This window comes from Bacillus sp. FJAT-29937, from assembly GCF_001509555.1.
In the GTDB taxonomy this organism is placed as follows: domain Bacteria; phylum Bacillota; class Bacilli; order Bacillales; family Cytobacillaceae; genus Cytobacillus.
Genome location: NZ_LMAS01000002.1, coordinates 95,371 through 110,660 on the forward strand (window position 1 = coordinate 95,371; position 15,290 = coordinate 110,660).

Here is a 15,290-nt window from a genome sequence, read left to right on the forward strand (position 1 = left end):
AAATGTTAGCTGTAATACGTGAAGGAAATTTAAATGATATTGATACCATTTTAAATATCTATAATCAAGGCATTGAAGACAAAATTGCAACTTTAGAAACTGAAACAAAAGATTTACAATACATGAAAGAATGGTTTGAGCAGCATAGAGGGCGGTACAAAGTTATAGTTGCTGAACAAAATGGACAAATATTAGGATGGTCTTCTTTAAATCAATATAATAACCGTGGTACTTATGCTGGAGTAGCAGATTTATCTGTATATATTGCTAGGGAGTACAGAGGGAAGGGCATAGGAAGTTTGTTGCTAGCAGCTATCGAAAATCAAGCCATAGAAAATGATTTTCATAAAATAGTTCTTTTTACATTTCCATTCAATCAGCTTGGTCAGGGTTTATATCGAAAGAAAGGATATCGTGAGGTTGGTACTTTTAAGAATCAGGGTATTTTGGATGGAAAATATGTTAACGTTATGGCAATGGAGAAGCTACTCGTACAAGCTAAGTAAAGGTAGCTTTGTACTGTGGCAGGCAATTATAGTTTGAATTTTAAAATGGAATTTTTGCTTTACGGTCAGGAAATATATTAAATTCCCACTCAGCATAGAAATAATAAAAAATAAATAGTTGCATTTTGCAAATTATTTTATATAAAAAGTGTAAGAGGTGAAGAAAATGGAAAATCCACGTGAGTTATTTCAAGTCATGACACGACGGTTTGGCCTTTTAAATAAAAATTGCTGTAGTGTTGGAGGTTGTGATATTTCCCTCATTCAAAGTCATATTCTTTATGAGATTGACAATCAACACGAACCATCGATGCAACAAATAGCAGATACATTGGGTACAGACATCACAACTTTTAGTCGTCAAGTGCAATCATTAGTTAAACTGAATTTGGTAAAAAAAACCCCACACAGCGATGATAAAAGAGTCTATATTTTATCTCTTACAGTTGAAGGGAAATATGTAGCGACAACAATTGATCAGCAAATGAATGAATACTTGAACGATGTTTTTTCTAATATGAATGAATTTGAGAAAGAAACGGTTATTAGATCCATTAAGCTATTAAATGAGGCAATGGCAAAAACAAGCCATTGTTGCACAATTTCTTTGAGGTGAAATCCTCAAAATAAATAGTTGCAAGTTGCAAGTAATTATAAAAGGAGAGATAAATATGAAGGACTTAAATAATCTATTAATTAATGTACAAGGATGCTGTGCTCCACAAACAACATCTTTAAAAACAAAAACTTTAAACCATAACGAAGATAAATTGCCAATCGCTATTATTGGTGCTGGTCCAGTTGGATTATCAGCTGCCGCTCATTTAGTTAGTCGAGGGGAATCCTTTTTCCTATTAGAAGGTGGTAACCAAGTTGGTTCCAACATATTAACTTGGGGACATATTCGATTATTTTCACCGTGGCGTTATAACATTGATAAGGCTGCTAAGGGCCTACTGGATAAGAGTAATTGGAAACATCCCGATTTGGAGGAATTGCCAACAGGTAAAGAACTTGTAGAGAAGTATTTAGAACCACTTTCAAATCTTTCAGAAATTAAACCCTTTATTCACTTGAATACCAAGGTAATCTCAATTGGTAAAAAAGATACGGATAAAATGAAAGCACTGAATCGAGAAAATATCCCTTTTATTATTCATGCAAAATCAAATGGAACCTATAAAACTTATGAAGCTAGAGCAGTAATTGATGCAACTGGAACTTGGGGAAATCCGAATCCTGCTGTATCAAGTGGAATATGGCTAAATGAAGAGAAATCGCTTCATGACCAAATATTTTATGGAATCCCTAATGTTTTAGGGAAAGAAAAGGAACGGTATGCCAATAAGCGAATAGCCGTTATAGGCGGTGGGCATTCAGCTATTAATACATTATTAGATTTAGCAAATCTTAAAGAGTCTTTTCCTAAAACAGAAATTATATGGATAATGAGAAGGCTACAGGTTGAAGATGCATATGGTGGAGAAGAAAAGGATGCATTAGCAGCCCGTGGTGAGTTAGGAAGCCGCATCCACAGCCTTGTTGATGATCAGAAAATAAAAGTAATTACTCCATTCTTAATCCAGATGGTAAAAAGATTTCAAGAAGGAATTACGATTACAGGCATTCAGAGCGGTGAGGAAAGAAGCCTAGCTGGAATTAATGAGATGATAGTAAATACAGGAAGTCGTCCAGATTTAACAATCATAAATGAAATAAGATTATCTATCGATTCTTCAACAGAAAGTGTTAATGCGTTAGCACCACTTATTGATCCAAATATTCATAGTTGTGGCACCGTCCGCCCACATGGAGAAAAAGAATTACGCCAACCAGATAAAGGTTTTTATATTGTTGGTGCAAAAAGCTATGGACGTGCTCCAACATTCTTAATGGCGACAGGTTACGAACAAGTTAGATCAGTCGTGGCCAATCTAAGTGGAGATATTAAATCTGCAGAAAATGTGGAATTAGACCTACCGGAAACTGGTGTGTGTAGTGTGAATTTAAAAACAAAAACGTCTAGTTGTTGATTCAACTTCATGAAATTAAATTGTTAAGGGGGCTTAGTGCTTCCTTTATTACTTTAGAGAATGCCTATATAAAGGAATTTTATTATAGTTAGTTTCACTTGGAAAAGGAGAACTTCTAATATGTCTGTTTCTAAAAAAGAGCCGCGGAATTCCAAAGTTATTGTCATTGTTGCCATAGTTACTGCTTTAAGTCTCTCAGGAGATTTATAAAAATGAAAAAAAGTCTGTAGAGCAGAGACATGAAACTCAAGTATTAATGTAATTGTATATTTTTAGAGTTGCGGTAATGAACTTTTTGTTTATTATCGTTTTATTTGTTAACAATAAATTCACAAAAAAATGTTTGTAATCAATATATAAGTGAATTATTATATGTTTATATAAGGGTGAGTATAGGAGGTGCTTTTATGCAAGTATCAACTGTTGAAATAGAAAAGGCCGCAATGGTCTTAAAATTATTCGGGGATAAAACGCGACTAACCATGGTGAAAATTTTAGACTCTCATGATTGCTGTGTTTGTGAATTTGTTGAAATATTTAAAACTAGCCAGCCTGCAATAAGTCAACATTTACGAAAACTAAAAGACCTTAGAATTGTAAAAGAAGCAAGAAGAGGACAATGGATTATTTATTCATTGAACAGAGATAGTGAATACTATTCATTGGTTGAAAACATACTTCAGCATCTCCCAAGTCAAGATAATAAATTACAAGAACTAGAAGAACAGGGGTTACGTATCTCGTGTGAGTAATAGGAGGATAAAGTTTTGACATCAGTTATATTAGCATCAGTGATCTTTTTAATAACACTTATTTTAGTAATTTGGCAGCCTAAAGGTTTATCCATCGGCTGGTCAGCTTGTGGAGGCGCTATTCTAGCATTAATCGTTGGAGTGGTTGACTTAAAAGATGTAATCGATGTAACATCCATCGTTTGGAATGCGACATTAGCATTTATCGCAATCATCATTATTTCTCTTATATTAGATGAAATTGGTTTCTTTGAGTGGTCAGCGCTTCATATGGCGAGGGCTGCTAAAGGAAACGGGGTTTTAATGTTTGTTTATGTATCCATACTTGGAGCTTTAGTGGCCGCTTTTTTTGCGAATGATGGTGCCGCGCTCATTTTAACTCCTATCGTATTGGCAATGGTGCGAAATCTTAAGTTTAATGAAAAAATGGTTTTTCCATTCATTATTGCAAGTGGATTTATTGCGGATACAACATCACTTCCATTAGTTGTAAGTAATCTTGTAAATATTGTTTCGGCAGATTATTTCGGAATTGGATTTAATGAATTTGCATCAAGAATGATTGTTCCTAACTTCTTTTCTCTTGCTGCTAGTATTTTCGTTTTATATCTCTTTTTCCGTAAAAGCATTCCCCAGAATTATGATTTATCCGATCTTAAAAAACCAGTAGAAGCGATACGGGATGAAAAAATGTTTCTATTGTCATGGTATGTACTGGCTGTCCTCCTTATGGGGTATTTTGCTAGTGAATTTACAGGTATTCCCGTCTCGATTATCGCTAGTATTGCAGCTATCTTTTTCCTTTTCATGGCTAGAAGAAGCCATGCTGTGAACACTCGCACCGTTATTAAGAGTGCACCATGGGCAATCGTCTTTTTCTCAATAGGAATGTATGTTGTCGTTTATGGCTTACGAAATCAAGGGTTAACTAATATATTAGCTGATCTTATTCAGGTGACTGCCGATCAAGGTCTGTTCGCGGCTACAGTTGGAATGGGATTCATAGCCGCTATTCTTTCATCAATTATGAATAATATGCCTACCGTTATGATTGATGCATTAGCTATTGCAGACACCAATACAAGTGGTGTCATACGTGAAGCGCTTATTTATGCGAATGTGATTGGGTCTGATTTAGGTCCTAAGATCACGCCAATCGGTTCTCTTGCAACTTTATTATGGCTACATGTCTTATCCCAAAAAGGGGTTAAGATTTCATGGGGAACTTATTTTAAAACAGGGATTGTTTTAACCATCCCAACCCTATTTATTACATTAGTTGGCTTGTATATATGGTTGTTATTCATTCACTAATTAAAAAGGGAGAAATACAATATGTCTAAAAAAACAATTTACTTTTTATGTACAGGAAATTCTTGCAGAAGCCAAATGGCAGAAGGATGGGCTAAGAAATATCTAGGTGATGAGTGGAACGTGTATAGTGCTGGGATTGAAGCACATGGTTTAAATCCGAATGCTATAAAGGCTATGAAAGAAGCAGGAGTGGATATTTCTAACCAAACATCTGATATTATCGATTCTGAGATCTTAAATAATGCTGATTTAGTTGTAACACTATGCGGAGATGCTGCTGATAAATGTCCAATGACACCACCTCACGTTACACGTGAACACTGGGGATTCGATGATCCAGCAAAAGCTGAAGGAACAGAAGAGGAAAAATGGACTTTCTTCCAACGTGTTCGCGATGAAGTTGGCAAGAGAATAAAGCACTTTGCAGAAACAGGAAATTGAAAAAGTAACAATAAATCACCATACTTTCACTATATAAATCTCATGAGTGGCTATCCTTTAGGAAAGCTGCTTTTTAGAAGGAATTCGTTAAAATGATTTTTTCTCAATAATTATGAAAAAACGATGAAATTTCTTTGCTTTCGGTCATTTTATTCTCACGAATTATGAAAAAATGCTAGTAAATATCTCTGTCTCTATTGGATGTCATTCTCACGAATTATGGAAAATCACAGATTATCTAACCTTGTGGAAATGTAATCAATGAGAATCGACCATCAGTCGGTTCTCATATTTTTTTTGCTAATAGTTAGGGCAAGCTATAAAAAATATTGTCTTCGTTCACAGTGTCTGTATACTGTTTATATATGATATTGCTTTTCGATGGGAGGGATAAATGTGAATATGGATATACCCAATTTGAAGCATTTATCTGATTTTGACAATGTTCTTGTTGTTGATAAAACGGGAAAAACAATTTTTTATGATTTAGCAGACTTGCATATTTTGAAGAAGCTTGGACAAAAGCCAGAGGAGTTTCTTGGAAAAAACATTACGTCTTTTTATAAAAATTTGACTCTTGAAAATAGCACGATTATGAATGTGTTAAGAACAGGGGAAGCTTTATGTGAAGTCGAGCAGCAAATGATCACGAAAACGGGGAGTGCGTTCGTATCGAAAAGCTCTACATATCCGATTAAGCAAGATAAAACAGTTATTGGAGCTATCGAGTTTTCAAAGCATTTTTTTACGAAAGAGGATATTCAATTTCTTGATCAGTATGCCGGTCATAAAATATATCGAAAAAATAATACCATTTATACGATTGATGATATTGTGACGGTTAATCCGCAGATGATGACTGTTAAAAAAAGAATTGAAAAAGTAGCGAAAACGGACTCTACGGTCTTAATTTATGGGCAAACCGGTACAGGCAAAGAGGTCGTGGCCCAGTCTATACATAATTTGAGTGAGAGATTCGGCAAGCCGTTTATTTCCTTCAACTGTGGAGCAATCCCCGCGAGCCTGATGGAAAGCACGTTATTTGGCACAACGAAGGGCAGCTTTACTGGCTCGGAGGATATGCCTGGTCTGTTTGAACAGGCAGAGGGAGGCACGCTGTTTTTAGATGAAATTAACTCGCTTGATATGAATCTTCAGGTGAAGCTGCTAAAGGCGATTGAGGAAAAAACGATTCGCCGAATTGGCGGCAAGAAAAATATTCAATTAGATATAAGAGTGCTTTCCGCGACCAACGAGGATCCGGATATTCTCGTTGATGAAAAGCGATTAAGACAGGATTTATTTTTCCGTTTAGGGGTCGTGCAAATCAATCTGCCAAAGCTTTCAGTCAGAACTGATGACATTGAAGTACTTCTGCAATATTATGTGAATTTTTACACCAACAATATGAATATATTTGTGGAAGGCATGACGGAGGAAGCACTTGAATGTTTTAAACGATACAGCTGGCCGGGAAATATTAGAGAGCTGAAGAACGCGGTGGAGAACGCCTTTAACAACGTGAGTTCAACTCTCATAACCATCGATGATATTCCTGATCGAATTAAAAATTATTCCGGAAAAGAAGCAAGAGTGAACGTTAGTCATGCGAAGATGCTGTCGTTGAAGGATACAGTTGAGAGTTATGAAAAATCAATCATCATGAATGAACTAAATGAAACGAACGGAAAAATAGCAGAAACAGCGAGGCGTTTAGGGCTTTCCAAACAATCTTTAAAATACAAATTGGATAAGTATCAATTAAGGTAATAGTAAAGATTTTTTTACGGAGGGGGAGAAAATTTTCCCCCTCTTTTTTTGTCCATTAATGAAACCAATGATGCTGGCTGAATAAATATTTCCATGATTAAAAATAATGAAAAGTATTATAATGGAAAGAAAATTGTCGAAAAACCTGTCAGATTAAGACTTTACTTGCCATAGAATCATCAAAAACTCTAAAACAACAGCCACTAAAATTAATGTTGGCATGCAAATTGCATTTATAAAGATATCTTGCTCGGGAAGAACTTCCTAGGGCAAAGACAAAAATGAAAACGATTTCTATTGGTAAAAGAAAGGGATGAGAAATATGAATAAAACGGTCCAGCACAGTCTTATATTAGGTTTTGCCTTATTCGCCATTTACTTCGGTGCAGGAAACTTAATCTTTCCTCCGTCTATTGGCAACGCCTCGGGCACGAATTGGATTCCCGCGCTGATTGGCTTCTGTGTTACGGGAATTGCACTCCCATTATTAGCTGTCATCGCCATTTTAAATGCTGGGGGCAGGTTTGAAGAATTAACGAGACCGATCAGTCCGTGGTTCTATAAAGCTTTTAATCTGTTGCTCATGGTTGGGATTGGCATGTTTGTCACGATTCCTCGCATGGCAGCTACTACTCATGAGCTTGGTGTTTACACCTTATTTCCTCAAGTTCCATCTATTGTTACAATTATCGTCTTTTTTGCAATAAGTTTTTATTTTGCCATGGATCAATCTAATGTTATTGAAAAAATCGGGAAGTTTTTAACACCTTTATTAGTGCTAATTCTTTTATTTATTGTTGGAAAAGGAATCTTTAATCCAATTGGAACTCCTGTTGCAACAGATTTGAAATCGCCATTTTCTAATGCCTTTATTAGTGCCTATCAAACAGGAGATGTTGTTACTGGGATTTTTTGTGCCCCTATTTTTATCGCTGCGATTTTGAGCTATGGCTATAAAGGAAAAGAGATGCGCAAAATTGCCATTACTGGAACAGTGATTGCGGGTGCCGGCCTTTTGATTGTTTATGGCGGGTTGCTTTACATTGGGGCTTCCGGCAGCGGAATGTTCCCGAAGGATATGGATAGTACAGCTCTTGTTTCTGAATTGGTCAACCACCTATTAGGGAGCAGCGGTGCAGTTGCCCTATCCATCGCAATCGCATTAGCATGTTTAACCTCTGCCATCGGTGTTATTGCTGTTATAGCTGAATTTTTAAATGATTTAACGAAAAATAAATTTGGCTATCGTGTTTGGGCGTTAATTGTTTGTTTAACAGGGATTGCAATCGGATCACTTGGCGTAGAAAACATTATTAACTATACGCTATGGATCTTCCTAGCACTATACCCAGTAGCGATCGTATTAGTTTTCCTCGGTTTATTCCGAAAGATTATTCCGAATCCTGGTTCTTATCGTGGAGCGATTCTTCTAACGTTTATTGTTAGTATTTTAGGAACATTGGGAGCGACTGGAATTCATTTATCAGCAGTTCAAAGTTTTATTTCCATGCTTCCATTTAGTGCAAATGGCTTCTCATGGCTTGTACCAGCTATTATTGGATTTATTTTAGGAACAATCATCTATAAAACTATTTCTATAAAAAAAGATCAGGACCCTACGATAGAACTTTTAGAAAATGAATAAGGGGATCACTTTCAACTAGTGAAGACATAAATGGTAAGGAGAGAGAGTTATGAATAAAACAATTTTTCATAATGGGCGAATTTTTACATCAAATCCAGATCAGCCCTATGCTAGCGCGATGGTTGTGAGCGAAGGGCAAATCGATTGGATTGGCAATGAAGGGGATTTGGCTGAACTGGAAGGAGTGCGTGTCGATCTTCAAGATCGCCGTGTTATACCTGGAATTATTGATGCGCATTTACATCCGCTTTATTTAGCGAATGCTGCTAAACAGGTTGTCTGTATGGCTCCAGTTGTTTATTCCATTGATGATATGGTCCAAGCCATTCGCAAACAGAGTGAATCTATAGGCTCTGGCGAATGGATTGAAGGCTGGGGCTATGATGAAGGGAAGCTGACGGATGGGCGTGCGCCTTTCCGTTCGGATTTAGATAAAGCCGCTCCTGATAATCCCGTTGTAGTAACACGTACATGCGGCCATATTATTTCTGTCAACAGCAGGGCTTTGGAGATTGCAGGAATTACAAAGGATACGATTAATCCTCCAGGAGGACAAATTGACCGTGATGCAAACGGGGAGCCGACCGGAATTTTACGAGAAAGTGCAAGGCATCTTGTATTAAACGCGATGCCAGTTCGTTCGATAGAGGAAAATGCATCGCTTCTTGCTGAGTTAAGTCCATTTTTATTTGAGCGCGGAATAACGGCCATTACTGATCTAATGGCATTAAGCAAGCCTATTGACTACTTAGACATGTATAATGAAGCGCGAGATCATGGGCTGAAACAGCGGACTGTCCTCTACTATATGTGGGAGGATTTAAAGAAGGACATGATCTTGGACGAACATAAGACGAATAGAGAAAACCCTATTCACATTGGCGGAATTAAGCTGTTTGCTGACGGCAGTGTGTCCGGCAGAACGGCTTGGGTTAACCCTCCGTTCCTAGGCGATGATGAAAACTGCGGCATTTCTACAACTTCTAGAGAAGAATTGCTGGAAGCGGCTGAGGTGGCAGAAAATTATGGTGTGCAATTAGTCGTTCACGCGATGGGTGAGCAAGCGATCGACCTGATCGTTGATACATTTTACGGGAAAAAGGGCTGGCTGGAGGATGCGCCTTCTATTCGCATCGAGCACGCGGCTATGCCAACAGAACAGGCGATTCAGCGTGCGGTTGAAATGGGGGTTGCCTTTGTTCCGCAGCCGATTTTTCTTTTTGCTGAAATCGAAAGCTATTTAAATAATCTGGGTGCAGAGCGTACAAAAACGACTTACCCGGTTAAAAAGATGCTGGATGCAGGCATTAAGGTAGCCTTCTCTTCTGATGCGCCAGCAACGGCATGGGCAGATCCGGTTGATCCGTTTGTCAGCATCAAAGCAGCTGTCACACGTGTGTCGTATGATGGAACAGACACAGGCAAGGATCAGCGCGTTGATGTGGAAACGGCCATTGAGCTTTACACTCGTGCCGCTCATGAGATCACACGTATTCCGGCAATCGGCCAGTTAAAGCAAGGGTATCAAGCTGACTTTATCGTATTGGATAAGGATATTCTTGAAGTAAGCCCTGAACAGATTGATGAGGTTAGGGTAAAAGCGACCTATATGGGCGGGGAAAAGGTATTTGAAAAATAATAATGAGAGGAAGCAGAGTTGGTTACAATTCGCTTCCTCTTTTTTTCAATTAGTCACGATAAATGATTCCTGAATAATAGGCAAAACTACGAATAACCAACCTATTCATGCAAGTGGTAAATCTATTTAGGAGGATCATATGAAAGCGACTGATGTTCTTGTTCGATGTTTAGAAAATGAAGGAGTGGAATATATTTTTGGGATCATGGGAAAAGAAACGCTGGATCTTATCGATTCCCTGTCCCGATCTGAGCAAATTCAATTTGTCAATACGAGGCATGAGCAAGGAGCCGCCTTTATGGCTGATGTTTACGGGAGGCTGTCTCGTAAAGCTGGGGTGTGTACGTCTACATTGGGGCCGGGGGCAACGAATTTATTAACGGGGATTGCGAGTGGAACTCTTGATTTCTCACCTGTAGTGGCGCTCATCGGACAGGCTGGATTGGAAAGGCAGCATAAGGAATCGCATCAATATTTGGACTTGGTGAAAATATTCGAGCCAGCAACGAAATGGAGCATTCAAATTAAGGATTCCCTAACAATTACAGAGGTCGTAAATAAAGCCTTTCAGAAGGCAAAAATGGAAAAGCCGGGCGCTGTTATCGTGGAATTACCGGAAAATTTAGCTGGTCAAAAAATTCCTGACAATGCGATGACTGTCAAACCGTTGCCAGTCTATACGCCTGTAATTGAAGAGATCAAAGCTGCTATTGACCAAATCAACAATAGCCAAAGGCCATTTATCATCATTGGGAATGGGGTGATTAGGGGGGAGGCTGTGAATGAGGTACAAGCATTCATTGACCGTCTTCAGGCACCTGTTACTCATAGCATGAAAGCAAAAGGGATTCTTCCTAAAGATTATTCGCTTAATTATTTTACGTTTGGCTTTAGCGAGCAGGATGAGGTTCTGCCGGGGATCGAGGAGGCAGATCTGCTTATCGTTATCGGATATGATTTTGTGGAGCGGCTTCCTAAGGAATGGAATAAAAAGAAGGTGCCGGTTATCCATATAAATGCTGTTCTGGCTGAATCGGATGAATATTATCCTATTCAAAGCGAATTGGTTGGAGATGTTAAAAGGACTTTGCAGGCTATTAATGAGTCTGAAATCAAGCCGAAGCCGTGGGAGCCATCCGGGAATTTACGGGAGCATATCAAACGGGCCTACCATTTGAATGAAGAATCGAATTCTTCTTTATCCATTACATCCATTTTGCAAGCCATTGAAAAGCGTACATGTGAGAATACGATTGTCCTATCGGATGTAGGTTCACATAAAGTGGCCATAGCCCGAACTTATCAGCCAAAGAAGCCAAATAAGCTTATTATCTCCAATGGGCTTGCTTCAATGGGGATAGCCATTCCCGGTGCCATTGGAGCCAAGCTAGCATGCCCATTGGATCCGGTCATTTGCATAACGGGTGACGGGGGAGCCCTAATGAACTTTGCAGAAATCGAAACAGCAGCCAGATTAGGATTGTCTTTTGTGATCATCGTCCTTAACGATTCGAAGCTGAAATTGGAAGAACAAATGATGATGAAAAAATTGGGCAATGATTTTGGAACTGCTTTTGGAAATCCTGACTTTGTACAGCTTGCGAGAAGCTTTGGTATAAAAGGGGTACAGCCTGCGAATGTCCATGAATTCGAAACCATGCTTGATGAAGCGTTGACTAAAAAAGAACTGACGCTTATCGAAATTCAGATGGAGAATGAATAGAAGGATTTGTGGATGGAGGTTTCTTTGGTAAATTCGATAGTTCATTAAGCGTTCGTATGGTGCCCGTCGGCGTTGAAAAACGACCCGCCCGGTCACCAAAGCGTTCGTATGGTGCCCGTCGGGGGTGAAAAACGATCCGCCCGGTCACCAAAGCGTCTCCATGGTGCCCATCGGCGTTGAAAAATGATCCGTTCGGTCACTAATCCACCCTAATATGGTCACTTGGAATATAATCTAAATTCCAAGTGACTACCAAACCGACAGAATGAAGGCTACGAAAATACAATACCCCTGATTCTTTTTATAAGTCTTGCGCTTAAAACAACCCAGATCCAGCTATAAAAAGCAGAGAAAATAAAAATCAAGCCAACAACAGTAACGCTAAATTGGTGGGAGATGGCGGGCCCTAAAACGGGGAATTTCAATCCGTATAATAATAGGCAGATTCCAAACATTAGGCCTGCCGCCCCGCTCAAAATATGACTCCATCTTTTTCGGAACTGGTGAAAGGAAATTCCGATAAATAGCCCCAACAGACCTGTTGTAAAAGGAAAAACAATTAACTCGGAAGGCTGTAATATCAAAAGTAATAGAGCTGTTAAAATGTAGGAAGCAAGACCAAGGGGAATTGAAAAAATAGAGCAAACAATAATAGGCGCTGTAGCCAAGGGGCTAATGAAATAACCGACACCCGGTAAAAAACCTCCTGCCGATTGAAAAATGGCCCCGAAGCTGCTTAAAAGAGAGATTAGCACAATCTTTTTCGCCCGGGGCCATTGTTCAAAAGCAGCTTGTATTTCGTTCATATCTTCCTTTAAGTCGTGCATGGCAAACCTCCTTATGCCATCCACTATATGCACAGAAATACATTTTATTATAGTAAAATCGTGATCTATAGCGAGACTGTGTAAATTACACTAATCCGGCATATATGCACGATACCAGGAATATTTGCACGATAATGCGAATATATGCTCGATCCCCAAATTTCCCCACTTCAGGCACATATACAAACCGCCCCGCTTATTTCTTCATCTGTTCCTGTGCCATTCGGACAAGCTCCTTCACCATGCTCCCGCCGATTTTTCCGCCGACCTTTCCAGCTTCCCTTGATGTTAGGCGGCCATTGTAGCCTTTTTGCAGGGGCACCCCCACTTCATCTGCTACTTCAAACTTCACATGGTCGGGGTTCTCACTGTCCACTTTGTATCCTTCATTGGCCATCACCTTATTTTTGAACTGATCTAAAGCCCCTCTTGAATCCGGTACGAGAGGGCGCCGTTTTCTTCTAGCCATGCTTTCGGCCTCCTTATATATGCGAGTTTGCTAATAGTTTGTGCGGATCTAATCGGTTTATCCTGTGGAATAATCTTGTAAATCCTATCGTAATAGGGGATTCTATGTTATCTTATAGGAAAGAATGGTGACGTTGATCATTTTGAAAAAGAAGGTGTAATCATTGTTTTTAAAATACCTATCAGCTCTGCTGCTGCCGGGACTGCTAGTGGTGTTATTTACGAGAGTAGCGTATAATCGTGTGATTGGACTTGTATTGACGGTAGCATTAATTGCCGCTTCTGTTTATAAAGGCTACACAGATTCCATATGGCTCATTGTTGTTGATGCGTTTTCACTGACTGCTGGCTTCTGGTATGCAAATCGAATGAAGGAAAATATTCATAAACGATCTTAATAGGCAAAAAAGGCGATTCTTCATTATAAAAGAATCGCCTTTTTGTATCTTTTATTTTCCTTCAATTGGGGATGCTTTTAAGCTTTCTCTTTTTCCTAAGCTTAACGCATAACCGATAATTCCGCCGATAATCGCGGGGATGATCCAGCCAATTCCAACTGAATATCCTGGAAGCATTGTTGTAAATAAATCATTGATCGCTTTAATTTCGATGCCAGCTGCGTTTAATCCGTCAAATAAGCTAACGATAAATGTCATTAGAATACTGCCTTGATAAACCGCTGTTTTTCCCTTGAAAAGAGGGTGTAAGAATGTCAAAGCCATTAAACAAATAGCTAAAGGATAAAGCGCTACTAAAACCGGTACCGAAATGGAAATTAAAGTAGATAGTCCAAAGTTAGCAATCGCCGCACTAAAAACGGAGAAAATTACAGCCCACTTTGTATAAGAAATACTTGGTGCTAGTTTATTAAAATAAGAAGCACATGCCGTAATCAGACCAATACTTGTTGTTAAACATGCAGCAATAACGATAAGCGCTAATAACACTTTCCCGAAAGAACCGAAATAATGGGTAGAAACCGCCGCAAGGATTGCCCCGCCGTTTTCTAAATGCCCAAGTCCTGCAACACCAGATGCGCCCATATAGGCAAGAGATGAATAAATGACAGCCAATAGGCCAGCTGCAATGAAAGCAACCTTCATGCTAGAAGTCATAATTTGTTTCTTCGTTTGTGCGCCTCGATCCTTCATTGTATTAATGATGATGATCCCGAATACAAACGCAGCAAGTGCATCCATCGTCAAGTAGCCCTCTTGGAATCCTTTAAAAAAGGCATTTTCCATGTAAGTTTCAGTAGGAGCTTGAATTTCACCGATTGGGTTAATAAATACCGTTACAATAAGAATAGCAATAAAAATTAATAATAATGGCGTTAACACTTTCCCAACAATATCGACAAGCTTGGAAGCTTTTAATGAAAAGAATAACGTAACTCCGAAAAAGATTATGGAGAAAATGATTAACGGCAGAACACTGTTCGTTTCGCCTAAAAATGGCTTAATGCCAATTTCGTAAGAAACTGTGCCTGTTCTTGGGATTGCAAATAATGGACCAATTGATAAATATAAAGCCACTGTAAAGAAAATTCCGTAAGCTGGGTTTACACGGCTTGCTAATGATTGCAAATCACTTTTACCTGAGAATCCTAAAGCTAATATTCCTAGTAACGGCAAGCCAACTCCAGTTACGATAAATCCGGCATTCGCTGCCCACACATTTTCTCCTGCCATTTGTCCAAGCATGACGGGGAAAATTAAGTTCCCAGCCCCGAAGAATAACGCGAATAGCATAAAACCTGCAGCAATCAAAAATGAAAATGACCCTTTTGATGACATGATAATTCCCTCCTGTTTCAGATAAAATAATGAACTGCAACTCTGATAGGGAGATACTATCTCTATTCATCTATGAATCCCAAATCAGTGCAGTAAATTATTATAATATTTTTATTATTGTAAATTGAGTAAATGCGAATATTAATTTTTGTTTTTTCGAAGGAAATAAAATTATTTGAATATTCTTTTTGAAACTTGCTCAAAGTACAAATGTTAAATGGAATAAAGAAAATATAACATATAGGCTATATGTATGCAATATATTTCTGAAAATAGAATTATATGAAAATACTTTTTACAAGATTGATAGGGGAAATAGATTTATTTTAATTGTAATATATTGTATTCTTATTATTAGTCTAATATAATAATACTG

Annotated in this window: 14 protein-coding genes; 11 read left to right on the forward strand and 3 right to left on the reverse strand. The window is 38.5% G+C overall.

The window, feature by feature from the left end; genetic code table 11:
* Positions 1-2: 2 nt before the first annotated feature.
* The 10 genes from AR328_RS04175 (at position 3) to AR328_RS04220 (ending at position 11,823) form a co-directional block, all read left to right on the forward strand.
* Positions 3-506, forward strand: a complete 504-nt coding sequence (locus AR328_RS04175; protein WP_066290465.1) for an arsinothricin resistance N-acetyltransferase ArsN1 family A — start codon at positions 3-5, stop codon at positions 504-506.
* Positions 507-672: 166 nt separating this feature from the next.
* Complete coding sequence (locus AR328_RS04180; RefSeq protein WP_066290473.1) at positions 673-1,122, forward strand: MarR family winged helix-turn-helix transcriptional regulator; 450 nt, start codon at positions 673-675, stop codon at positions 1,120-1,122.
* A gap of 55 nt (positions 1,123-1,177) precedes the next feature.
* A complete protein-coding gene (locus AR328_RS04185) occupies positions 1,178-2,539 on the forward strand; it encodes an NAD(P)-binding domain-containing protein (RefSeq protein ID WP_066290476.1) in 1,362 nt (453 codons plus the stop codon).
* 407 nt (positions 2,540-2,946) lie between these two features.
* A complete protein-coding gene (locus AR328_RS04190; RefSeq protein WP_066290477.1) occupies positions 2,947-3,291 on the forward strand; it encodes an ArsR/SmtB family transcription factor in 345 nt (114 codons plus the stop codon).
* A gap of 15 nt (positions 3,292-3,306) precedes the next feature.
* The gene (locus AR328_RS04195; RefSeq protein WP_066290483.1) at positions 3,307-4,605 is read left to right on the forward strand and encodes an arsenic transporter; all 1,299 of its coding nucleotides are present in this window, start codon (positions 3,307-3,309) and stop codon (positions 4,603-4,605) included.
* A 21-nt stretch (positions 4,606-4,626) separates the two neighbouring features.
* On the forward strand, positions 4,627-5,046 hold the full coding sequence (gene arsC, locus AR328_RS04200; protein ID WP_066290487.1) for an arsenate reductase (thioredoxin): 420 nt from the start codon (positions 4,627-4,629) through the stop codon (positions 5,044-5,046).
* 402 nt (positions 5,047-5,448) lie between these two features.
* On the forward strand, positions 5,449-6,816 hold the full coding sequence (locus AR328_RS04205) for a sigma-54 interaction domain-containing protein (RefSeq protein WP_231734769.1): 1,368 nt from the start codon (positions 5,449-5,451) through the stop codon (positions 6,814-6,816).
* A 322-nt stretch (positions 6,817-7,138) separates the two neighbouring features.
* Positions 7,139-8,461, forward strand: coding sequence for a branched-chain amino acid transport system II carrier protein (gene brnQ / locus AR328_RS04210; RefSeq protein WP_066290496.1), 1,323 nt, complete (start codon positions 7,139-7,141; stop codon positions 8,459-8,461).
* A gap of 49 nt (positions 8,462-8,510) precedes the next feature.
* Positions 8,511-10,100 carry an amidohydrolase gene (locus AR328_RS04215; RefSeq protein ID WP_066290498.1) on the forward strand — a complete coding sequence of 530 codons (1,590 nt, stop codon included), beginning with the start codon at positions 8,511-8,513 and terminating at the stop codon, positions 10,098-10,100.
* Between the two features lie 139 nt (positions 10,101-10,239).
* On the forward strand, positions 10,240-11,823 hold the full coding sequence (locus tag AR328_RS04220; protein WP_066290500.1) for an acetolactate synthase large subunit: 1,584 nt from the start codon (positions 10,240-10,242) through the stop codon (positions 11,821-11,823).
* Positions 11,824-12,095: 272 nt separating this feature from the next.
* Here AR328_RS04220 and AR328_RS04225 read toward each other — a convergent pair whose 3' ends face one another.
* Together AR328_RS04225 and AR328_RS04230 are read right to left on the reverse strand one after the other, a co-directional pair.
* Positions 12,096-12,650 (reverse strand): hypothetical protein, encoded by a 555-nt coding sequence (locus AR328_RS04225; protein WP_066290502.1) that lies wholly within the window; start codon positions 12,648-12,650, stop codon positions 12,096-12,098.
* 196 nt (positions 12,651-12,846) lie between these two features.
* Positions 12,847-13,119, reverse strand: a complete 273-nt coding sequence (locus tag AR328_RS04230; RefSeq protein ID WP_066290504.1) for an alpha/beta-type small acid-soluble spore protein — start codon at positions 13,117-13,119, stop codon at positions 12,847-12,849.
* A gap of 163 nt (positions 13,120-13,282) precedes the next feature.
* On the opposite strand from AR328_RS04230, the gene AR328_RS04235 reads away from it, so the two are divergent.
* Positions 13,283-13,516: a CsbA family protein gene (locus tag AR328_RS04235; protein WP_066290506.1), complete on the forward strand. Its 234-nt coding sequence runs from the start codon at positions 13,283-13,285 to the stop codon at positions 13,514-13,516.
* 51 nt (positions 13,517-13,567) lie between these two features.
* Here AR328_RS04235 and brnQ (AR328_RS04240) read toward each other — a convergent pair whose 3' ends face one another.
* The gene (brnQ, locus tag AR328_RS04240; RefSeq protein WP_066290508.1) at positions 13,568-14,914 is read right to left on the reverse strand and encodes a branched-chain amino acid transport system II carrier protein; all 1,347 of its coding nucleotides are present in this window, start codon (positions 14,912-14,914) and stop codon (positions 13,568-13,570) included.
* Positions 14,915-15,290: the final 376 nt, after the last annotated feature.